The sequence below is a fragment of the Christiangramia echinicola DSM 19838 genome (genome assembly GCF_000423065.1).
Taxonomy (GTDB): Bacteria; Bacteroidota; Bacteroidia; order Flavobacteriales; family Flavobacteriaceae; genus Christiangramia; species Christiangramia echinicola.
Genome location: NZ_AUHG01000018.1, coordinates 87,008 through 107,673 on the forward strand (window position 1 = coordinate 87,008; position 20,666 = coordinate 107,673).

The 20,666-nt window shown below is 37.4% G+C and carries 21 protein-coding genes; 15 read left to right on the forward strand and 6 right to left on the reverse strand.

What is annotated here, in order from left to right; translation table 11 throughout:
- Positions 1-10: 10 nt before the first annotated feature.
- Together G530_RS0113940 and G530_RS0113945 are read right to left on the reverse strand one after the other, a co-directional pair.
- Positions 11-2,503, reverse strand: a complete 2,493-nt coding sequence (locus G530_RS0113940; RefSeq protein WP_035716500.1) for a DUF5686 and carboxypeptidase-like regulatory domain-containing protein — start codon at positions 2,501-2,503, stop codon at positions 11-13.
- Positions 2,504-2,562: 59 nt separating this feature from the next.
- The gene (locus G530_RS0113945) at positions 2,563-3,540 is read right to left on the reverse strand and encodes a pyruvate dehydrogenase complex E1 component subunit beta (RefSeq protein WP_026935123.1); all 978 of its coding nucleotides are present in this window, start codon (positions 3,538-3,540) and stop codon (positions 2,563-2,565) included.
- Between the two features lie 287 nt (positions 3,541-3,827).
- Between G530_RS0113945 and G530_RS0113950 the strand changes: the two genes are divergently transcribed.
- The 10 genes from G530_RS0113950 (at position 3,828) to G530_RS0113995 (ending at position 13,055) form a co-directional block, all read left to right on the forward strand.
- Entirely contained in the window at positions 3,828-4,574 is a 747-nt protein-coding gene (locus G530_RS0113950) for an electron transfer flavoprotein subunit beta/FixA family protein (RefSeq protein WP_026935124.1), read from the forward strand.
- Between the two features lie 51 nt (positions 4,575-4,625).
- Positions 4,626-5,594 (forward strand): electron transfer flavoprotein subunit alpha/FixB family protein, encoded by a 969-nt coding sequence (locus G530_RS0113955; protein ID WP_026935125.1) that lies wholly within the window; start codon positions 4,626-4,628, stop codon positions 5,592-5,594.
- A gap of 85 nt (positions 5,595-5,679) precedes the next feature.
- Positions 5,680-6,306 carry a bifunctional nuclease family protein gene (locus tag G530_RS0113960; protein ID WP_026935126.1) on the forward strand — a complete coding sequence of 209 codons (627 nt, stop codon included), beginning with the start codon at positions 5,680-5,682 and terminating at the stop codon, positions 6,304-6,306.
- A 6-nt stretch (positions 6,307-6,312) separates the two neighbouring features.
- A complete protein-coding gene (locus G530_RS0113965; protein ID WP_026935127.1) occupies positions 6,313-8,019 on the forward strand; it encodes a NupC/NupG family nucleoside CNT transporter in 1,707 nt (568 codons plus the stop codon).
- A 136-nt stretch (positions 8,020-8,155) separates the two neighbouring features.
- On the forward strand, positions 8,156-9,127 hold the full coding sequence (locus G530_RS0113970; RefSeq protein ID WP_026935128.1) for a YihY/virulence factor BrkB family protein: 972 nt from the start codon (positions 8,156-8,158) through the stop codon (positions 9,125-9,127).
- A gap of 129 nt (positions 9,128-9,256) precedes the next feature.
- Positions 9,257-10,081 carry a thymidylate synthase gene (locus G530_RS0113975; RefSeq protein ID WP_026935129.1) on the forward strand — a complete coding sequence of 275 codons (825 nt, stop codon included), beginning with the start codon at positions 9,257-9,259 and terminating at the stop codon, positions 10,079-10,081.
- A 27-nt stretch (positions 10,082-10,108) separates the two neighbouring features.
- Positions 10,109-10,513, forward strand: a complete 405-nt coding sequence (locus tag G530_RS0113980) for an energy transducer TonB (protein ID WP_026935130.1) — start codon at positions 10,109-10,111, stop codon at positions 10,511-10,513.
- A 97-nt stretch (positions 10,514-10,610) separates the two neighbouring features.
- A complete protein-coding gene (gene egtB / locus G530_RS0113985; RefSeq protein ID WP_026935131.1) occupies positions 10,611-11,774 on the forward strand; it encodes an ergothioneine biosynthesis protein EgtB in 1,164 nt (387 codons plus the stop codon).
- A gap of 12 nt (positions 11,775-11,786) precedes the next feature.
- Positions 11,787-12,755, forward strand: coding sequence for an L-histidine N(alpha)-methyltransferase (locus tag G530_RS0113990; protein ID WP_026935132.1), 969 nt, complete (start codon positions 11,787-11,789; stop codon positions 12,753-12,755).
- A gap of 18 nt (positions 12,756-12,773) precedes the next feature.
- Positions 12,774-13,055 (forward strand): DUF427 domain-containing protein, encoded by a 282-nt coding sequence (locus G530_RS0113995; RefSeq protein WP_026935133.1) that lies wholly within the window; start codon positions 12,774-12,776, stop codon positions 13,053-13,055.
- Between the two features lie 34 nt (positions 13,056-13,089).
- Here G530_RS0113995 and G530_RS0114000 read toward each other — a convergent pair whose 3' ends face one another.
- Both G530_RS0114000 and G530_RS0114005 read right to left on the reverse strand, forming a co-directional pair.
- Positions 13,090-13,380: an isoamylase early set domain-containing protein gene (locus G530_RS0114000; protein ID WP_026935134.1), complete on the reverse strand. Its 291-nt coding sequence runs from the start codon at positions 13,378-13,380 to the stop codon at positions 13,090-13,092.
- Between the two features lie 202 nt (positions 13,381-13,582).
- On the reverse strand, positions 13,583-14,665 hold the full coding sequence (locus tag G530_RS0114005) for an aminotransferase class V-fold PLP-dependent enzyme (RefSeq protein WP_240472169.1): 1,083 nt from the start codon (positions 14,663-14,665) through the stop codon (positions 13,583-13,585).
- A 57-nt stretch (positions 14,666-14,722) separates the two neighbouring features.
- Between G530_RS0114005 and G530_RS16990 the strand changes: the two genes are divergently transcribed.
- The 5 genes from G530_RS16990 to fabD all read left to right on the forward strand — a co-directional run bounded on the left by G530_RS16990 (position 14,723) and on the right by fabD (position 18,089).
- On the forward strand, positions 14,723-15,181 hold the full coding sequence (locus G530_RS16990; protein WP_035716502.1) for a 2TM domain-containing protein: 459 nt from the start codon (positions 14,723-14,725) through the stop codon (positions 15,179-15,181).
- Between the two features lie 6 nt (positions 15,182-15,187).
- Positions 15,188-15,670, forward strand: a complete 483-nt coding sequence (locus G530_RS0114015) for a dihydrofolate reductase (protein WP_026935136.1) — start codon at positions 15,188-15,190, stop codon at positions 15,668-15,670.
- Complete coding sequence (locus tag G530_RS0114020) at positions 15,657-16,517, forward strand: fructosamine kinase family protein (protein WP_026935137.1); 861 nt, start codon at positions 15,657-15,659, stop codon at positions 16,515-16,517. Before G530_RS0114015 ends, G530_RS0114020 begins: the two co-directional genes overlap by 14 nt.
- A gap of 96 nt (positions 16,518-16,613) precedes the next feature.
- The gene (locus G530_RS0114025) at positions 16,614-17,114 is read left to right on the forward strand and encodes a pyridoxamine 5'-phosphate oxidase family protein (RefSeq protein ID WP_026935138.1); all 501 of its coding nucleotides are present in this window, start codon (positions 16,614-16,616) and stop codon (positions 17,112-17,114) included.
- A 93-nt stretch (positions 17,115-17,207) separates the two neighbouring features.
- Positions 17,208-18,089 carry an ACP S-malonyltransferase gene (gene fabD / locus G530_RS0114030; RefSeq protein ID WP_026935139.1) on the forward strand — a complete coding sequence of 294 codons (882 nt, stop codon included), beginning with the start codon at positions 17,208-17,210 and terminating at the stop codon, positions 18,087-18,089.
- A gap of 145 nt (positions 18,090-18,234) precedes the next feature.
- Here fabD and G530_RS0114035 read toward each other — a convergent pair whose 3' ends face one another.
- Together G530_RS0114035 and G530_RS0114040 are read right to left on the reverse strand one after the other, a co-directional pair.
- Positions 18,235-19,515 (reverse strand): metal-dependent hydrolase family protein, encoded by a 1,281-nt coding sequence (locus tag G530_RS0114035; RefSeq protein ID WP_051199799.1) that lies wholly within the window; start codon positions 19,513-19,515, stop codon positions 18,235-18,237.
- Positions 19,516-19,519: 4 nt separating this feature from the next.
- The gene (locus G530_RS0114040) at positions 19,520-20,653 is read right to left on the reverse strand and encodes a DegT/DnrJ/EryC1/StrS family aminotransferase (RefSeq protein WP_026935141.1); all 1,134 of its coding nucleotides are present in this window, start codon (positions 20,651-20,653) and stop codon (positions 19,520-19,522) included.
- Positions 20,654-20,666 lie beyond the last annotated feature (13 nt).

A 20,666-nucleotide genomic window follows, 5' to 3' on the forward strand; every position in this document is an offset into this window, starting at 1 on the left:
AAATCATTAACTAAAAGTGAAAACCGAAGTCTATTGTAAAAGCCATGGATCTGGCATCTGGGTTATCAAAATAATTACCTCTAAAATGCACATCAAATCGCATTACTTTAAGAATATTCCCGATTCCGAAACTGTACTCATAAAACGGATCTGAGTTTGGTGCGACCAGAGGTAAACCAGAGGCATCAATCCTTTTGCTTTCTTCAGATATATCTCCATAAACCGCACGAAAACCAATCATTTCCCGCAAATTTAATTCTCGCAAAAGCGGAATTCGAGAAAATAATCTTCCATTAAAATTATGCTCCAGGTGAATTGCCGAATAAGAATCTGTTACAAATTCGTAAAAATCCAGTGTTGGAAAAGTATTATACAGAGCGAAGTACGTCTGGTTTCCAGGCACCACACTAAGAAGTCCTAAAGGCACTGCTCCAAATGTCTTCCCGGCTTCCAGGCTTGCATTAGAACGACCAAAGCCACCAATCAATAATGGCTGATTGTAGAAAAATTGAAGTTTTTTATAGTTAAAATCACTTTTAAAAACATCCTTTACCCCTAGACTATAATTTAGAAACAGGGTTGGAAAATCTTCTTCGTTCACTATATTCCTTTCCACTCCGTAGCCAGAAACCTTTCTTCCGGGCATCCAGGTGAGAATGGTGGAAAATTCGGTTTGATTGATCTCAGAATCTATAATTGTTCTTTCTTCATCTACATAATAATCCAGACTGAATTCTGGAGATGCCGGTTTTAGCTCTCTATAATTTGCGGCTACCCGAACCGTAAAATTCTTAAGCGGCTCCAATTCCACCGCAAAAACACTTAAGTTTATTGAACTCAATTTATCATTATCGCCAACATTTAATAATGAAGAAGAGGCAAGACTTCGTCCAAGCACATCTGTAGAATTAGTTAAACTCGTCCCCAATTGCTCAACATCCCTGCGATTACCTCCACCAATTATAAGCCTGGATTTATGATCCAGCAGTACTTTACCGGAGATACCATATTTAAATTTCTGATCTTTAAAACCGTAAGCTCCATAAGCTTCAATTCTCCATGGATCATTTTGTCCAAAATAAGTTCGCCCGCCAAACCTGGTACGCACCCCTTCAACATCATTAAAACCGAAAGTAGAATAAACCGGCCCGTAATCCCAGCCATCAAACTCCACATAACCAGATTGCACAATTGTAGCTATGTCATAAAGTCTATTGAAAGCTTTAGTTTTGGTGAGACTGTCCAGCATCACATAAATTCCTTCCTCGTCTTCATTTAATTCTTCCAGACGATTTTCAGACCAGAATTGCTCGCTTCGATTGTAGGCCTGTGATTGAGGATTGTAAACTGGTTGTTGATAAAAGGATGCAGGTCTTTTATTATCAAATTCATATTCATCATAAAGAAGTGTTCTTTTCGCATAAACTCCTCTGGAACCTTTTTTCTTATTCAAGGCAAAATCAGCCATAAAAAAGTCCCTTGTAATTAAGAACACAGAATCATTCAATACATCAAAATCCTGTTCTATATAAACCTGCTTTATCCAGTTAATATTTACATCTTTTGTTGTTTCTAGATTGATATTCTTCACCGCCCAGGTAGTATCATTCACCCAGAAATCTCCTTTAAAGGTGAGTTCATTTTCACGACGGGGATAATAAACAATATTATAGCACCACTTATTATCTACATAGGCACTGTCTGACAATACATAATTATAGGTATCTATTCCTGTAGTTGAAACCGGGCTTACAAAACTCTTATCAAAAAATTTGATGTAGTTTTTGTAAATATCATAATCGTCATATATGTCCTTTACATAATCTATAAGATTCCTGTTCTGTTCAAATCCTGAATTCTTATTCCCCAGCAACACCTCTTTCTCTTCATTAAGAAGATTATCGCCGTAAACCTTATTTATAGATTCATTAATAAACATCGGTAAATATGTTTTACCTGTGACGTTATTGGTATCTGCATAATCAAAAATGAATTCCATACCATTGAAGATCCTGCTTTTAATCAGCGTACTGTCTATGGTATTGATATCGAATTCAAGTTTTTCATACTCCTTATAAGAATATTGATCAAAAGCTCTAACTCCATTGCTTCTTCTATTCTCCCAAACCTTTTTCAGTATATCTATGGCAGGGTTATTCTTTTTGGAAGTTTTTCCCCTGTAAATAACTACCTCATCAAGTGTGGAGGCCGCTTCCTCCAGAGTGATATTCATTTCGAGATTTACAGAAGCCTTTAATGGTATCTTCTTGGTTTCATATCCAATAAAGGAAATAAGTAGGGTGTCATAATTACCATCAGATTGCAGATAGAACTCCCCGTCTTCATTAGTTGTTGTTCCACTGGTTGAATTAGCAAATACAACATTTGCGAAAGGAACTGTTTCTCCGGAATTATCATTCACTACTCCACCAACCTTGGTTTGAGCTTGAATAAAATTCAGACTAAGAATAAATATTAAAAGTAAGTAGGATTGTTTGCTCATTATTGGATAAAAAAAAACTTCATCGAAAAGATGAAGTTTCAAAGATAAGTTGATTCAGGTTACTTATACATTACCTTTTTCACAGCTTTAACAACATCGTCGCTATTTGGCAACCATTCCTGTAAAAGACCTGGTGAATATGGTGCCGGAGTATCGGCAGTATTAAGTTTTACAATTGGAGCATCTAAATAGTCAAATGCTTTAGATTGTACCTGGTATGTAATTTCTGTCGCAACATTTCCAAAAGGCCATGCTTCTTCAAGGATCACCAAACGGTTAGTTTTCTTAACCGATTCAAGAATTGCATCATGATCCATAGGACGTACCGTTCTAAGATCGATGATCTCGCAGGAGATATCCTCTTCAGCCAATTGCTCAGCAGCTTTGTATGCTTCCTTGATAATTTTTCCAAAAGAAACGATAGTTACATCACTACCTTCTCTTTTTATATCGGCTTTACCAATTTCGATAACATATTCCTCTTCTGGCACTTCTCCTTTATCTCCATACATCTGCTCACTTTCCATAAAGATCACCGGATCGTTATCACGAATAGCGGCTTTTAATAGGCCTTTCGCATCATAAGGATTAGATGGAACTATTACTTTAAGTCCCGGAGTATTTGCATACCAGCTTTCAAATGCCTGAGAGTGTGTAGCACCTAACTGCCCCGCAGAACCCGTAGGACCACGAAATACGATAGGAATATTGAATTGCCCACCACTCATCTGGCGCATTTTGGCAGCGTTATTAATGATCTGGTCAATACCAACAAGAGAAAAGTTGAAGGTCATGAATTCAATGATAGGTCTGTTGCCATTCATCGCCGATCCAACACCAATCCCTGCGAAACCAAGTTCTGCGATTGGAGTATCTATAACTCTATCAGGACCAAATTCGTCTAGCATTCCTTTAGAAGCTTTATAAGCTCCATTATATTCAGCAACTTCCTCTCCCATTAAATAGATGCTGTCGTCCAGACGCATTTCTTCGCTCATCGCTTCTGCAACGGCTTCTCTAAATTGAATTGTCCTCATTATATAATTTCTTAATTTAATTTACTGCACAGCAAAAATAGTAATTCATATAGGTATATACCATATTTGCTGATTAAATTTTAAGGACCAAAAACCCACTTTAAGAAAAATCTCGTTTTTTGGCAGGTTATTATGAACTTTAATTCAGATTAAGTACAAAAGATTAATTATTACTTAAAATTACCCGCAATTTTTTAGTCAATTTTATTATGCATGCATAGCATTTTTCGATTTAAAATACTTATCTTCGTCAACGAAAACGATTTATTAAAAAAAGAACTTTATATATGAAAATCTTAGTATGTATTAGTCATGTACCTGATACTACATCGAAAATCAATTTCACAGACGGAGACACTAAATTTGACACCAATGGTGTTCAATTTGTGATAAACCCTAATGATGAATTTGGTCTTACCAGAGCAATGTGGTTTAAAGAAAAACAAGGCGCCAGTGTAGATGTTGTAAATATAGGAGGAGCTGAAACAGAGCCAACACTTAGAAAGGCTCTTGCTATTGGTGCAGACACCGCTATTAGAGTAAATACTCCTGCAAATGACGGATACCAGGTAGCTAAAGAACTTGCTAAAATCGTTAATGATGGAGGGTATGATCTAGTAATTGCGGGTAGAGAATCTATTGATTATAATGGAGGAATGGTGCCGGGAATGTTAGCGCAGCTTTTGAAAGCTAACTTTATAAATAATTGTATTAGTCTTGAAGTTGATGGTGATAGCGCCAAAGCTATACGTGAAATAGATGGTGGTAAAGAAACTTTAACCGCTTCTCTTCCATTAGTGATCGGCGGACAAAAAGGACTGGTTGAAGAAAGTGATCTTCGTATACCTAACATGAGAGGGATCATGCAGGCACGTAAGAAACCATTGAATGTGGTTGAACCTGCCGACACTTCTACCAAGACCGAAGCTGTTAAATTTGAAAAACCAGCTCCTAAAGGAGACGTTAAACTGGTAGATCCTGATAATCTTGATGAGTTGATAGATCTTCTTCACAATGAAGCGAAAGCTATCTAATTTATTATTTAGGTATCTAAAAGAATTTCAAAATTTAAAAATCAGAAGAAAATGTCAATTTTAGTATATATAGAATCAGAAGAAGGAAAATTCAAGAAGGCTTCCTATGAAGTTGCTTCTTATGCAAAAGGAGTTGCAGAAAAGATGGGAACATCTGTTACTGCAATTGCGTTTAATGCAGGGGATGTTTCAGAATTAGGAAAATATGGAGTGGATAAGGTATTAAATGTCAATAGCGAAAAGCTAAAGAATTTTAATGCTGAAGCTTATTCAGATGCAGTAAAACAAGCGGCTGAAAAAGAAGGCAGCAAAGTTGTTGTACTTAGCCAGAGCGCAAACAGTAAATATCTTGCTCCATTATTAGCAGTTCAACTTGAAGCAGGTTATGCTTCGAATGTAGTTGCTCTGCCAGAAAGCACAGATCCTTTTACAGTTAAAAGAACTGCTTTTACTAATAAAGCATTCAATTTCACTAAGATATCTACAGATGTAAAAGTGATTGGATTATCTAAAAATGCTTACGGCCTTAAAGAAGTTCAGGGAGATGCTGCGGCCGAAGAATTCAGTCCGAATCTTTCAGAAGAAGATTTTTCAGTAAATGTAGAGTCTGTAGATAAAGCAACCAATAAGGTGACTATTGCCGATGCCGAAGTTGTTGTTTCTGGTGGACGTGGACTTAAAGGTCCTGAAAACTGGGGAATGATCGAAGAAATGGCCGATATCCTGGGCGCCGCTACGGCTTGTTCCAAGCCGGTTAGTGACATGGGATGGAGACCTCACAGCGAACACGTAGGACAAACCGGTAAACCGGTAGCTTCAAATTTATATATCGCTGTAGGTATTTCAGGAGCTATCCAGCACTTAGCCGGAATTAATGCTGCTAAAACAAAAGTGGTAATTAACAATGATCCTGAAGCACCTTTCTTTAAGGCCGCAGATTATGGAGTTGTTGGTGATGCCTTTGAGATAGTACCTAAGCTAAATGAAAAATTGAAGGAATTTAAAGAGAAAAACGCATAATTTTCATAAATTGCGACCCATAAAGGGGCTGTCTAAATATGGTAAATGTCCTTATTTTAGACAGCCTTTTTAATTTTACTGAAGTATGAGTTTAGTGCGACTGAACATTAAGGGAATATCTTATAGTCAAACACAAAACGGAGCTTACGCATTGATCCTCAATGAAGTTGGGGGTGAACGTAAATTGCCTATTGTGATCGGAGCATTCGAGGCACAATCAATTGCGATAGCTTTGGAGAAAGAGATTAAACCTCCCCGACCGCTTACACATGATCTATTTAAAAACTTCTCAGATAGGTTTGAGATCGTTGTAAAACAGGTTATAATTCATAAACTGGTTGATGGTGTATTTTATTCCAGTCTCATCTGCGAAAGAGATGGGATTGAAGAAATAATTGACGCCCGCACCAGTGATGCTATTGCATTGGCACTAAGATTCGATGCACCAATATTCACCTATAAAAATATTCTTGACAAAGCCGGGATTTATTTAAAGGCCGAAGAAAAACAGCGAGAGCAGGAAGAAAAAGAGGAAGAAGAGATTATTGAGGAAGAACTTCTAAAGGAAGAAATAGATCTGCAACCTGAAGATACTTCAGATTACAAAAAAATGTCCCTGGAAGAACTAAAAGAATTACTCTCTCAAGCTGTTAGTCAGGAAGATTATGAAAAAGCGGCCCGTATCAGGGACGAAATTTCTAAAAGAAAATAACCCGAAATGAACAAAATCTGGTGTTGCCTATTCCTGATTGTAATATCTATTACATCAGCCTCAGCTCAAACTATTTCTAAAAACTGGCAACTTGATCCCTCAACGGACACTTCCCAGCAGGACCAGTTTTATGGAAATGCATCTGAATTAAATTTTAAAGAAGGTCGGTTTGAATTTTTAAACAAAAATGGGAACGATACCCTTGCTTCGGGGGATTACCTTTACCAAAACAAACTCCTTGTTCTATTCTACAATTCTCCAAAAGACACTATCCAGAATTTAAGAGTATCTGCACTTTCAGATTCCACAATGGCTATCTCTTCTAAAGGAACCATTATAAATCTCAAGGTTAAAGATCAAAGTGTAGAAGATGTTATTCCAGCCAAAACGGCTAAGAAAATGATCCCGAGTGCTGGTATTAGTACTTCCAGCTTAATTCGGGGTATTATTGGAATGATGGTATTGCTTATCATCGCATTTCTTTTTAGCAGTAACCGCAAAGCAATAAACTGGAAAACTGTTGGCCTTGGAATTGCAGCCCAGTTGGTATTAGCCATAGGAGTATTAAAGATCACGGTTGTTCAAAACGTATTTGAATTTGTTGGAAATATATTCGTTCTAATCCTTGATTTTACGGCTGCGGGTAGTGAATTCTTACTCGGTGGAATGATGGATGTGGACAGCTTTGGATTTATATTCTTATTCCAGGTTCTACCAACGATCATATTTTTCTCGGCTCTTACTTCTGTATTATTCTATGTTGGGGTGATTCAGATAGTTGTAAAAGGTATGGCATGGGTGTTAACTAAATTACTTGGAATTTCTGGACCTGAAAGTTTAAGTGTAGCCGGAAATATATTCCTGGGACAAACTGAAGCCCCGCTTATGATCAAAGCATATCTGGAAAGAATGACCAGATCTGAAATTCTTCTGGTTATGATAGGTGGTATGGCCACGGTCGCCGGAGGTGTACTCGCCGCCTATATAGGATTCCTGGGCGGAGATGATCCTGCTTTAAGATTACAATTCGCGAAACACCTGCTTGCGGCATCTGTTATGGCTGCGCCTGGTGCAATCGTAGTTTCTAAAATTCTTTATCCTCAACAGGAAGGAGTTAATACAGATGTAGAAGTTTCTTCAGAAAAGATTGGTTCTAATATCCTTGATGCTATCGCTAATGGTACAACTGAAGGTTTAAAGCTTGCCGCCAACGTTGCTGCGATGCTGCTTGTTTTTATCGCTTTTATCGCCATGATAAATTACATTCTTGGATATATAGGTGGATTAACCAGCCTTAACGCTCTTATGGCCGAATATACTCCATATTCCAAATTTTCACTAGAATCTATTCTTGGAATCATTTTCGCACCATTAATGTATGTGATTGGAGTTGCTAAAGAAGATATGATGCTAATGGGCCAGTTGCTGGGTATTAAACTAGCAGCAAGTGAATTCGTTGGTTATGTACAATTAGCAGATCTTAAGAACCCAGCAAATGCATTGAGCCTGAACTATGAGAAATCTGTGATCATGGCTACTTATATGCTTTGTGGTTTTGCGAATTTTGCATCGATTGGTATCCAGATTGGTGGAATTGGATCGCTAGCCCCGGGACAGAGAAAGACCCTTTCAGAATTTGGAATGAAAGCATTAATTGGAGGTACTTTGGCTTCCCTGCTTTCCGCAACCATCGCTGGAATGATCATAGGTTAAGATTAAATCTGATTCCAAATTTTTAGAAAACTTTCTAATTTCATCTTCTTTTAGATTTCAGATAAGCCCTAAATTGCCTGTTAGCTTTTTTCTTATTTGAAAACAGCTGATTGTTTTATCTCATGGCAATTTTAGAATGAAGGAAAAATTAAAAAATCCTGTCTACCGTGGTGAGGAGGCTCAATGGCCACACCAGATCCCAATCAAAGGCTGGTTAGATATCGGTAAGCGTGTTTGGCATGAAATGAAAGTAGACCATGTACAGATAGTTTCTGCCGGTGTAGCTTTTTATTTTTTCCTGTCAATTTTCCCTACTATTGTAGCTGCAATATCTATTTACAGCTTTATATTAGAGCCTTCCCAAATCGAAGAACAGATTTCCAGATTAAATCTCATTTTACCTGAAAAGGCATTTGGAATGATCTCAGATATTTTAGATCCTGTAATTAAACAATCCAAAAAAGAAATTGGCTGGGGACTATTTATAAGTCTTCTTATAAGTATATGGAGTGCAAATAAAGGGACTAATGCATTATTCCAGGGCGTAAACATAGCCTATGACGAACTTGACAATAGAAATATTTTCAAGAAAAATCTTATCACACTTCTATTTACCCTTTGCGGACTTGTTCTGGGATTAATAAGCTTACTTATTGTAATATTTTTTCCACTGCTAATTGATAAATTAAGTTTACCCTCGGCATTAGAAAAAACTCTCACCTGGTTACGTTGGGTAATCCTTGGCGTAATCCTCATCACGTCTTTAAGTATGGTATACAAAATTGCACCAAATAGAAGAAGTCCGCGTTTTAGATGGGTAAGCTGGGGAGCAATTCTGGGTACGGGATTATGGCTCGCAGGTTCCATGCTATTTTCCTGGTATGTAAGCAATTTTGGTAGTTATGATGATTTATACGGAAGTTTCGCTGCAGTTGCCATTTTGATGCTTTGGCTTTTCTTGACTGCTTTCATCGTTTTGATGGGTGCTGAGATAAATTCTGAAATGGAACATCAAACGAGATACGACACTACGATTGGCCAACAAAGGCCCATGGGAGAACGCAATGCCTACCATGCCGACAGATGCGCGATAGATTGTGATGATTAATCTAATGTCGTTGAAACAAAGTTGATAACTATTATCTATTCTGCAGGAAATTAGTCTTCAGTTTTTAGCTGTTTTGTTATTTTTATTGGAATTAATTTTCAGGTTTTTTCCGAACAAAACTGCCTTTCAATGAAACAATACCACGATCTTCTTAAACATGTATTAGAACACGGAGCTCAAAAAGGGGACCGCACAGGAACAGGAACAAAAAGTGTTTTTGGTTACCAGATGCGTTTCGATCTTAGTGAAGGTTTCCCGATGGTCACCACTAAAAAACTTCACCTTAAATCTATTATTCATGAACTACTATGGTTCCTTAAAGGTGACACCAATATCGATTATCTTAAGGAGAATGGGGTAAGGATCTGGAATGAATGGGCAGATGAAAATGGTGATCTTGGGCCGGTTTATGGCCATCAATGGAGAAACTGGAATAGTGAAGAAATAGACCAGATCAAAGAGATCGTTGAAACCTTAAAAACTAATCCTAATAGTAGAAGAATGCTGGTTTCAGCATGGAATCCATCGGTTTTACCAGATACATCGGTGTCATTTTCAGAAAATGTTGCAAACGGAAAAGCCGCACTTCCACCCTGCCATGCATTTTTTCAGTTTTATGTAGCTGATGGAAAGCTATCCTGCCAGTTATACCAAAGAAGCGCTGATATATTTCTAGGAGTTCCATTCAATATTGCATCTTACGCACTGCTTACCATGATGATGGCACAGGTTTGCGGTTACGAGGCAGGTGATTTTATACATACTTTTGGAGATGCACACATCTACAATAATCATATGGAACAGGTAAACCTACAATTGAGCAGAGATCCAAAACCACTGCCAACGATGGAAATGAACCCTGAAGTAAAAAATATTTTTGATTTTAAATTTGAAGATTTTATATTGAAGGATTACGATCCGCATCCGGGAATAAAAGCAAAGGTTGCGGTATAATTAAACTAATAAAATGGTATTAATATTATGAAGAAGTTATTAATTATTGTGGTGATGTTAATCGGATTTACCGGTTTTGCACAGGATGAAGTAAAAGGCAATAAAGTTAGTTCTAAAGAGGTTGCTCCTGTCTGGAAGGGTTGTGAAGACAGTAGTGACAAAAAAGCCTGTTTCAATAAAATGTTAATGCAGCACATAAAGGAAAATATTAAGTATTCAAAGAATTCCGAAGGAGAATGGATTCGAGGCAAAGCAACCGTTTCCATGAAAGTGAATGAAGAAGGTAAGGTTGTGGTGAATTCTGTAGATGGAAAATCCCCAGTACTAAATAAGGAAGCTAAAAGGCTAATGGAATCCATACCAGAGATGACTCCAGGGAAACTTGCAGGTAAACCAAGAGCGATTAAATATACCATCCCTATCAATTTCTAGACAGGTTATATTTAACTCGACCTTAACGACTGATTAGCAATGTCGTTTTTAAAAAATTGTAAATTTGAGTGATACCTAAACGTATCACTCTTTTTTTATGCTTTCACAAAAGGAACTACTTCAACTATTCAAAGAAACCAGGGCAGATTCAGAGATGATCTGTTCTTATCTGGAAACCGAAGATTATGTAGTACAGCCAATAGAAAATGTATCTCCACCTAAATGGCATTTAGGCCATACCACCTGGTTCTTTGAGGAATTTATACTTAAAAAATATGCTTCAGATCATAAGTTATTCGATAAGAATACAGCTTATGTTTTTAATAGCTACTACGAAAGTGTAGGCGACAAGGTTATAAGAACTAACCGCGGGAATTTATCCCGACCTACCGTGGCCTGGATCTATGACTTCAGGGAATTTGTAACTTCCGCTATAATAGATCTAATGACTAATAACAGCCTGGACGATGAAGCTCTGGAAGTTATCGAAATTGGTTGTCATCATGAAAAACAGCACCAGGAATTATTGTATACAGATATAAAATATATACTCGGGAATAATCCTTTATTACCAAAATACAATGATGAGTTCAGAGAGAATATCATCCAGGATTTTGAAAATAAATGGATAAATATTCCGGAAGGAGTTTATGAGATTGGGCATAAATCTGATGACTTCTGTTATGACAATGAGAAAGGAGTTCACAAGAAGTATCTGTGTGAATTCAATATTTCTAATAAGTTAGTAACCAATAGGGAGTTTATTGAATTTATAGATGACGGTGGTTATGAAGATGTACTTTTATGGCACGCAGAAGCCTGGGACTGGATCAACGATAATAAAATAAATTGTCCTTCTTACTGGCATAAAATTGATAATAACTGGCATCAATTTACCTTAAACGGATTAAAAAGATTAGAACCTGAAGCTCCAGTCACCCATATTTCTTACTATGAAGCATTTGCCTTTTCTCAATGGAAAGGTATGAGATTACCAACAGAAGAGGAATGGGAAACAGCCCAGGAAAAATTTGATTGGGGAAGTAGATGGGAATGGACCGAGAGTGCATATTCTCCTTATCCAAATTACCAGAAACCTGAAGGTGCCCTTGGCGAGTACAATGGTAAGTTCATGGTAAATCAAAAAGTTCTTAGAGGTGGTTCAGTTGCTACTTCCAGGAATCACACCCGCCCAACCTATAGAAATTTCTTTCATCCACAGCTCAGATGGCAATTTACAGGCTTTAGACTGGTAAAATAATTCAATATCTAAATGAAAAACGCTCCAGAAATAACTTTTGATTCTGCATTTGCCGAGGACACTTATAAAGGATTAAATAGTGATCCTAAATTTCTATTGTCGAAATATATCTATGATAAAAATGGCGATAAGCTATTTCAAAAGATCATGGATATGCCGGAATATTACCTGACATCTTGTGAATTTGATATCCTAAAGTTAAATGCTGAAAATATTGCCGATTCCTTTAGCAGTGAAAATGGCTTTGATCTAATTGAACTCGGTGCCGGTGACGGGAAAAAAACCAAGATCCTATTGAAGGAGATGGTAGAGAAAGGATATAATTTCGATTACCTACCGGTAGATATAAGTCAGAATGTACTGGATGAATTAGAGAACTCGCTAAAAGAAGAGATCCCGGAAGCCAGCGTAAAAGTGCAACAGGGAACCTACTTTAAAACCCTGGAAAAACTTTCAGAATATAACAGTCGTAAAAAAGTGATCCTTGTTTTAGGCAGCAATATTGGTAATTTATCACATAAAGATGCGGTAGATTTCTTAAACAATATTCGCAACGCTATGAGTCCTGAAGACATGCTTTTTATGGGATTTGATCAGAAAAAACACCCGCAGAAAATACTGGATGCTTATAATGATCCCTCTGGAATCACAGAAGATTTCAATAAAAATTTACTGGTAAGAATAAATTCTGAACTAGATGGTGATTTCAACCTGAACAACTTTTTGCATTGGGAGACCTATGATCCTGAAACCGGGACCGCTAAAAGCTTCTTGGTGAGCAAGAAGGTCCAGGAGGTTAATATTAAAAAATTAGACCTACAGATACACTTTGACGCCTGGGAAACGATTCATACCGAGATCTCCCAGAAATATGATGATTCTGTAGTAAAATGGCTCGCAGATGAAGCCGGTCTAAGTGTAGAGAAGTCCTTTGGGGACAAGGAAAACTGCTATAAAAATTATATATTTAGAAGACAATAATTTCTAAATTACAACCTCATGAAAGCCATATGGAATAACACCATTATCGCTGAAAGCTCAAATACAAGGATCGTGGAGAATAATCATTATTTCCCCATGGAAGATGTTAAAGATAAATATTTGAAATCGAGTGACTCCAACACCAGATGTCCATGGAAAGGAAAGGCATCTTACTTTCACATAGAAATTGATGGGCAAATAAATGAAGATGCTGCCTGGTATTATCCAGAGGCAAGCTATGCCGCAAAACCCATCGAGAATTATGTAGCCTTTTGGAAAGGAGTAAAAGTCACGGAATAATTCTATTCAGTGAAATAAGAAACCGGAATAAGAACTAAACTTCCAGAACGCTATTTTCAGCCGCTGCAAAATCATTCCACTGATACCCGTCAGCTTCGGCCTCATTTATCCACTGCCCGTCTATGATATATCTAAATTGATATTTTTGGTCTACCGGCACATTGAACTGACCTTTAAAATTACCATTCTTATATTTTTTCAACTCAGATAACTCCCAACTATTAAAATCCCCAGCTACTTCAACTTTATGCGCTTCTTTTGCAGGAACACAAAAAGTGATCTTACATTCTGGTTTAGATTTAAGGTACTGTTTTGTAATTGACATGACTATTCTTTTTTAATAATTCATGCTTCAAATTAAAATAATAAAACAGTATAAAACAATAACAATCAGAAGGTTATAGTTATTTTTTCGAATATCGAAATATTTCCGGGAATTTATAGAAGACTTGAAAATACGAAAACGTTATTCTAAATTTTTTCTGCAGAAATTAAGTAAAAATTGATGTGAAATATTCCCCGAACCTTTAAATATTCAAGGCTTTAAATAGTTGATTCAGATCTTTTTCGGTATTAAAATAGTGCATGCTCACCCTTATCCCCTCCCCTCGCAGGGATGTAATAATATCCTTGCCTTTTAGATCCCCAAATAGACTGTCATTCCCCTTAATATTGAATAATGGAGAAAAATCCTTGCGTTCTGCGATCCATTTTTCCAGGAGACCGGCCTTTATAAATCGTTGCCTGGCAATTTCCTTGAGTGTGCTTACCTGATCTGAGATCGTATCTATACCAATTTTTTGAATATGCTCAATTGCAACTTTTAAACTTCCAAAATTAAGGGTATCATAATGTCCTGGTTCAAATTTCCCGATAAAATTACCTTCATGGGCCTTATACTTTCCCTGAAGTGAACCAAATCCAAGATGTTTTGGAGAGAGTTTTCCCTGTACACTTTCATTGAAAAGCATAAAACCATTTCCGTATCCCGCACTCATCCACTTATAACCACTACTCAAAGCGATATCTATTCCAGACTCATCGAAATTGAATTTTTCAGTTCCGAAATACTGGGTACCGTCGGCAATCAGGATCAATTCCGGAAACTTTTCTTTAAGTTTCTTTAAAAAATCCAAGCTCAGTTTGACCCCATTGATATATTGAACGATACTAAAAGCAAAGAAGTGAGGCTTTTCAATTTCGATTTTTTCAATAATATTAGCCTCTAGATCTTCATTCATATCGGCGTAAACCACCTCAAAATCCCGGGATTCTACGGCCCAGTTTATCGAAGGGTAATCATTTTCGATCAAAAGAGCTTTATTCGGTTTATCAATACTTTCTAAAATACTGTTGAATCCATAGGAGAAATTTGGTATTAATGCAACCCGGTTTGGTGCACAGTTAAAGAACTCTCCAACCGTTTCCCTTACTCCGGTTAACATATCCCCCATTTTCTCTTTCAGAATACTGGCTTTAAGGAAGTAATCCATATCATGATCCTGGCGGAATTCCCAGACTTTTTCAGGTAATAATCCGGTTGCTGCTGTATTTAAATAGGTATACTGCTCCAGTACAGGGAAGCCTTTTCTTAAATTATCCATAAGCATTAGGAAGTTCTTTTGATAAAAATGTAAATTTGATAGTACACTAATGTAATTGTAAATATGTTTTCTAAAAAGAAAAACACCTCTAAAATAGATTACGAACAACGCGAACTATACGAAAATGCCAGAAAGAGGGCTAGACAAAAAAAGCGTCTTTTTCAGCATTTTGTAGTTTTTCTAATTGGAGCCGTCTTCCTTATTGTGCTTAACGTTGTTATAGGTTATCAGGAGCAATTTAAGCCACTGGGATATAACTGGTTTGTATGGGCCGTATTACTTTGGACGCTCATTTTTTTGGTCCATTTTTTCAATGTTTTTATAGTAAACAGTTTCATGGGAAAAGACTGGGAAGCCAGACAGGTAGATAAACTAGTAAAAAAACAGAAGCAAAGAATAGCTCATTTACAGGAAAAGGTAGATAGAGATCATCCTCTCCCTGAAGAAAGAAGAACTATAGACCCTACTACTTCAACAAAAAGAATTAACCCGGAAGACCCGGAGAGACCTATAAATAGTTAGAAATAAATGATCACAATAATTGCTGCAGCCGCAGAGAATAACGCTCTTGGTAAAGACAATGATCTTGTATGGCATTTACCCGATGATTTCAAGAGATTTAAGAGACTTACGTCGGGACATTATATAATTATGGGTAGAAAGACCTTTGAGTCTTTCCCTAAGCTTTTACCTAACCGAACCCATGTAATCATTACCCGAAAAAAGGATTATAGTCCAGAGGGTACTATCGTTGTAAACTCACTTGACGAGGCACTCAGGGTTTCTAAACTAGATGAACAGCCATTTATTATTGGTGGCGGTGAGATCTATAAGATAGGAATGGAAGCTACAGACAGAATTGAACTTACCAGGGTTCATGGAGAATTTGAAGCGGACACGTATTTTCCGGAAATTGATGAAGACAACTGGAAGCTTATAAAGGAAGAATTTCACGAAAAAGACGATAAGCATGATCATTCTTTTACTTACCTAACCTATGAGCGTAAGTGATCAAAGGCGAATATTAGAGCAGATTGCTAAAGATCTAGACCTTAAACTTACCGATTATTCGGTACTAAGCGGCGGAGATATTAATAAGGTCTTTCTCATGGAAACATCTTCCGGAAAGTTTGTGATAAAACTAAATCATGCCGACAGATTCCCTGGAATGTTCGATGCTGAAAAAACAGGTCTGGAAAAATTACTGGAAGCCGAGGTAATTGACATTCCTAAACCTATAAAGACAGGGAAAGTAGATTCTCAGTCATATTTAGTACTGGAATACAAAAATCCAGGACAAAAAACTTCAGATTTCTGGGAAATATTCGGGGAGCAATTAGCGAAGCTACATCAAAAGACCTCCTCCTCTTTCGGTCTGGATACCGATAATTATATTGGCAGCCTACCGCAATACAATGAAACACGTAATTCTGCTTCCGAATTCTATATTGAAATGCGCCTGGAACCTCAAATAAAAATGGCAGCAGACAATGGATTTCAATTAAATGTTTCAGAACGCTTCTATTCCAATTGTAAAAATACTATTCCAGATGAGCCTTCCTCTTTAGTGCATGGAGATCTATGGAACGGAAATTACCTGGTTAATTCTCAGGGACTCCCCTGTTTAATAGATCCTGCTGTTGCTTTTGCTCCTAGAGAATTGGACCTGGGAATGATGCATCTATTTGGCGGTTTTGATGATAGGCTTTTTAAAGTTTACGAAGAAACCTTTCCGCTTCAGGAAGGATGGAGAGAAAGATTAGATCTTTGGAAGCTATACTACCTACTAGTCCATTTAAACATTTTTGGCTCAGGTTATAGATCCCAGGTAACTTCGATAATTTCTAAATACAGCTGATTTTACACTTCTTAACATCGGCGAAACTTTTTTTAGCAGTTCATTAGCGCATATACCGTCACATCTAAAGTATCTTCATAAAAAATAAAATTGATTATGAGTACTAAAAATTTATATGACGATAAGGCAAGAGAAAAAATAAAGGAACTGGCAGAAGATGTAGATTTCTGCATGCTGGTTACTAATATGGATGAGAAGCCTTTAAGCGCTGTACCTATGTCTACCAAGCAGGTAGATGATCATGGTGCTGTTTGGTTTTTAAGTAATGCTGATAGTGAGCACAACAGGAATATTAAAAAGGATAGCGATGTACAGTTGTTGTACAGCGGAACTTCAGATATGGAATTCTTATCTATATATGGAGAAGCATTTATCGAGACCAACCGCGATGTAATTCATGAATTATTTTCTAAAGCAGATAATGCCTGGTTCGATGGTAAAGATGATCCAAATATTACTGCAATAAAGGTGAATCCTAAAGAAGCATATTACTGGGATAATAAGGACAGTAAAATGGTAACTCTATTTAAATTAGGTATGGCTGCGGTAAGTGGCAATAACCAGGATATTGGAGAAAAAGGAAAATTAGACTTATAGAAGACTTGTATTTGCATGAAGAGACCTCATAACGAATCTTTGTTATGAGGTCTTTTTATTTATCCCTATTTTTGCTTTCCTAAACCAACATTTATGAAAGCATACGTTTTTCCCGGTCAGGGAGCCCAGTTTTCGGGAATGGGATTGGATCTTTATGAAAAGTCTCCCGAAGCACAGGACCTGTTCAACCAGGCAAATGATATACTTGGATTTTCTATTACAGATATAATGTTTGAAGGATCTGCTGAAGATCTGAAGCAAACTAAGGTTACACAACCAGCAGTTTTTCTTCATTCAGTGATCTTGAGTAAAGTTCTTGGAGATAGCTTTAAACCAGATATGGTTGCAGGACATTCACTTGGAGAATTTTCAGCGCTTGTAGCCAACAGAACACTAAGCTTTGAAGACGGATTAAAACTGGTATCTCAAAGAGCCCAGGCCATGCAAAAAGCGTGTGAATTAGAACCTTCCACTATGGCAGCAGTATTAGGACTTGAAGATGAAATGGTAGAATCTGTATGTTCAGAAACTGAAGGAATTGTAGTTGCAGCTAACTATAACTGCCCGGGGCAACTGGTGATTTCTGGTGCTTATGATGCAGTAGAAAGAGCTTGTGAGAATCTAAAGGAAAGAGGAGCTAGAAGAGCCTTGATACTTCCTGTAGGGGGGGCATTTCACTCTCCATTAATGGAACCAGCCAGGAAAGATCTGGCCGCGGCAATTGAAAACTCAACCTTCAATAATCCTATCTGCCCGGTTTATCAAAATGTAAGCACATTTGCGGTAAACGATCCTGAGGAGATCAAGAAAAATCTTGTTTTTCAATTGACCGCCCCGGTAAAATGGACCCAATCTGTTCAAAATATGATCAAGGACGGAGCTTCAGAATTTGTAGAAGTTGGTCCTGGAAAAGTCCTACAGGGACTGGTTAAAAAAATAGAAAGAAGTATGGAGACCTCATCTGCAGGAATCTAATAATTCTTATTATTATATAATTGAAAAGCCTGATCAAATATTTGATCAGGCTTTTTTAGTTGTATTTATCTCCCTAACCCTGAACTCGATTCAAATTCTATAATTTGAGATCCTGAAACAAGTTCTGGATAACTCTATATTCTGTCTAATTATTTTTATAGACTTTTCCTTCTTTCATCACAAATTTCACGTCTTCCAGCGTTTTTATATTCCGAGTAGGATCTTCATCTACAGCTATGATATCCGCATAAAAACCTTTTGCAAGCTGGCCGCTTTCCTTTTCCATTTTCAGGATTTTAGCAGGCACAATCGTTGCTACCTGAATTGCTTCCATTTCAGGCATTCCGGCTTCAACCATAAATCCAAATTCTTTTGCATTGTCTCCATGTTTAAAAACCCCTGCGTCTGTTCCAAAAGCAATAGGCACTCCCCTTTTATAGGCTTTAGCAAAGGTATTCTGAATCTTTGGTCCTATTTCCCTGGCCTTAGGCACTACCAGTTCCGGATAATAGTTTTCGATCTCTGCTTTTTCCGTTACTTCTTTTCCGGCGGTAATAGTAGGAACAAGATACGCTCCATATTCCTTCATTATATCCATAGTTTCTTCGCTCATTAAGGTTCCATGTTCAATAGTCGTCACCCCAGCTTTCACCGCTCTCTGCATTCCTTCATCCCCGTGAGCATGGGCTGCAACGTGAAAGCCATAATCCCTGGCAGTCTTTACGATCTCTTCAATTTCTTCAGTAAAAAATTGAGGATTAGAACTACTTTTCGCCACACTTAAAACGCCACCTGTAGCAGTGATCTTAATGAGGTCTGCTCCATTCTTATAACGTTGTCTAACTGCTTTCCTGGCATCTTCAACCGAGTTTACCACTCCATCTTTTGGCCCGGGATCTCCAGTTAAAGCAGTATTCATTCCATTAGTAGGATCTGCATGACCTCCCGTTGTAGCTAAAGATTTACCCGCAGTAAATATTCTAGGGCCCGCAACTTTACCACTATTGATAGCCTTTCGCAATGCAATATTAACCCCTGAACCGCCGAGATCTCTCACGGTAGTAAAACCAGCCATAAGAGTTTTTTCAGCAAACCCAATAGAACTAAAAGCATCATCTGCCGGGTTATTTGTAAACCGCTGAAGGTATTTTGACGGATTAGTCTCGTTTTCCAGATGCACATGCATATCTGTAAACCCGGGAAGTACTGTTTTAGTTTTAAGATCTATCAAAGAATCCTGTTCCGAAGCCGGATCGATAAATCCTTTTTCAACACTTTTTATCTTTTGTCCTGATACAATTATAGTTTGATCATTTAAGACCTTACCGTTTTTGGTATCTACTAATTTACCTGCATGAATATAAATATCCTGGGCCATAATATTAGAAGTAATAAAAATGGCTACTAAAATTGTAATCAGTTTCATGATGTTATTTATTTAGAAAGTCTATAATAGTTTTTGAGATATGCTGGATCTGGTCATCTTCCAATTCAGTATGCATTGGCAGGGAGATCACTTCTTTAACCAGTTGATTGGTCACCGTAAAGTTCTTCTCGTCATACCTTTCGTCTACATAAGCTTTTTGAAGATGTAGCGGAATTGGATAATAAACTCCAAACGGAATCCCTTTTTCCTGTAAATGTTTTGCCAGGGCATCTCTTTTCCCATTACCAATCTTTAATGTGTATTGATGATAAACATGGGTGTCACAATCACCTCTTCTCACCGGAGTCACAATATGTTCATTATCAGCAAAGGCAGTGGAATATTGTAAAGCAGCTTCTTTTCTTGCTTCATTATAAATATCCAGATTTTTAAGCTTAGCTCTGAGTACGGCTGCCTGGAAACTATCCAGTCTGGAATTAACTCCTACCACATCATGATGATAACGTTCATACATCCCATGATTTACAATCCCCCGGATAGTATGGGCCAGTTCATCATTGTTGGTAAAGATCGCTCCACCATCACCATAACAACCTAAATTTTTAGAAGGGAAGAAAGAAGTAGCCGCTACATCACCAATAGTTCCGGCTTTTTTTATCTCACCGGTTTTAGAATGAAAATCGGCTCCAATAGCCTGCGCATTGTCCTCGATCACATATAGGTTATGCTCTTTTGCAATCTCCATAATCGCATCCATATCGGCCGTCTGCCCAAATAGATGAACAGGCACAATTGCTTTAGTATTTGGCGTAATAGCCTTTTTTATTTCTTCTGGATCTATATTAAAAGTTTCCGGATCTACGTCAACAAGAACAGGGGTTAACTGAAGTAATGCGATCACCTCCACCGTCGCAGCGAACGTAAAATCTGCAGTAATAACTTCATCACCTGGTTTTAAGCCCAACCCCATCATTGCAATTTGCAGAGCATCGGTTCCATTAGCACATGGGATGACGTGTTTTACATCCAGATACTCTTCTAATTCCTTTTGAAATGCATGAACATGAGGCCCATTAATAAAGGAAGTTTCCTCTAATATTTCCTGCATTCCTTTATTTACTTCTTCTTTTATACCTTCGTATTGACCTTTAAGGTCAACCATTTGAATCTTTTTCATCTACAATATTTTT

Bases quoted from the DNA above. Each gene is read 5' to 3' on its own strand.
- G530_RS0114000 (WP_026935134.1), bottom strand. From the start codon at position 13,380: ATGTCAATTACAAAACAGTACCTTAAATCTAAACCAGAATGTAAGATC.
- G530_RS0113940 (WP_035716500.1), bottom strand. From the start codon at position 2,503: ATGAGCAAACAATCCTACTTACTTTTAATATTTATTCTTAGTCTGAAT.
- G530_RS0114025 (WP_026935138.1), top strand. From the start codon at position 16,614: ATGAGTACTAAAAATTTATATGACGATAAGGCAAGAGAAAAAATAAAG.
- G530_RS0113970 (WP_026935128.1), top strand. From the start codon at position 8,156: ATGAAGGAAAAATTAAAAAATCCTGTCTACCGTGGTGAGGAGGCTCAA.
- G530_RS0114040 (WP_026935141.1), bottom strand. From the start codon at position 20,653: ATGAAAAAGATTCAAATGGTTGACCTTAAAGGTCAATACGAAGGTATA.
- G530_RS0113965 (WP_026935127.1), top strand. From the start codon at position 6,313: ATGAACAAAATCTGGTGTTGCCTATTCCTGATTGTAATATCTATTACA.
- G530_RS0113955 (WP_026935125.1), top strand. From the start codon at position 4,626: ATGTCAATTTTAGTATATATAGAATCAGAAGAAGGAAAATTCAAGAAG.
- egtB (WP_026935131.1), top strand. From the start codon at position 10,611: ATGCTTTCACAAAAGGAACTACTTCAACTATTCAAAGAAACCAGGGCA.
- fabD (WP_026935139.1), top strand. From the start codon at position 17,208: ATGAAAGCATACGTTTTTCCCGGTCAGGGAGCCCAGTTTTCGGGAATG.
- G530_RS0114020 (WP_026935137.1), top strand. From the start codon at position 15,657: ATGAGCGTAAGTGATCAAAGGCGAATATTAGAGCAGATTGCTAAAGAT.
- G530_RS0113995 (WP_026935133.1), top strand. From the start codon at position 12,774: ATGAAAGCCATATGGAATAACACCATTATCGCTGAAAGCTCAAATACA.
- G530_RS0113975 (WP_026935129.1), top strand. From the start codon at position 9,257: ATGAAACAATACCACGATCTTCTTAAACATGTATTAGAACACGGAGCT.
- G530_RS0113980 (WP_026935130.1), top strand. From the start codon at position 10,109: ATGAAGAAGTTATTAATTATTGTGGTGATGTTAATCGGATTTACCGGT.
- G530_RS0114035 (WP_051199799.1), bottom strand. From the start codon at position 19,515: ATGAAACTGATTACAATTTTAGTAGCCATTTTTATTACTTCTAATATT.
- G530_RS0113950 (WP_026935124.1), top strand. From the start codon at position 3,828: ATGAAAATCTTAGTATGTATTAGTCATGTACCTGATACTACATCGAAA.
- G530_RS0114015 (WP_026935136.1), top strand. From the start codon at position 15,188: ATGATCACAATAATTGCTGCAGCCGCAGAGAATAACGCTCTTGGTAAA.
- G530_RS16990 (WP_035716502.1), top strand. From the start codon at position 14,723: ATGTTTTCTAAAAAGAAAAACACCTCTAAAATAGATTACGAACAACGC.
- G530_RS0113990 (WP_026935132.1), top strand. From the start codon at position 11,787: ATGAAAAACGCTCCAGAAATAACTTTTGATTCTGCATTTGCCGAGGAC.
- G530_RS0113960 (WP_026935126.1), top strand. From the start codon at position 5,680: ATGAGTTTAGTGCGACTGAACATTAAGGGAATATCTTATAGTCAAACA.
- G530_RS0114005 (WP_240472169.1), bottom strand. From the start codon at position 14,665: ATGCTTATGGATAATTTAAGAAAAGGCTTCCCTGTACTGGAGCAGTAT.
- G530_RS0113945 (WP_026935123.1), bottom strand. From the start codon at position 3,540: ATGAGGACAATTCAATTTAGAGAAGCCGTTGCAGAAGCGATGAGCGAA.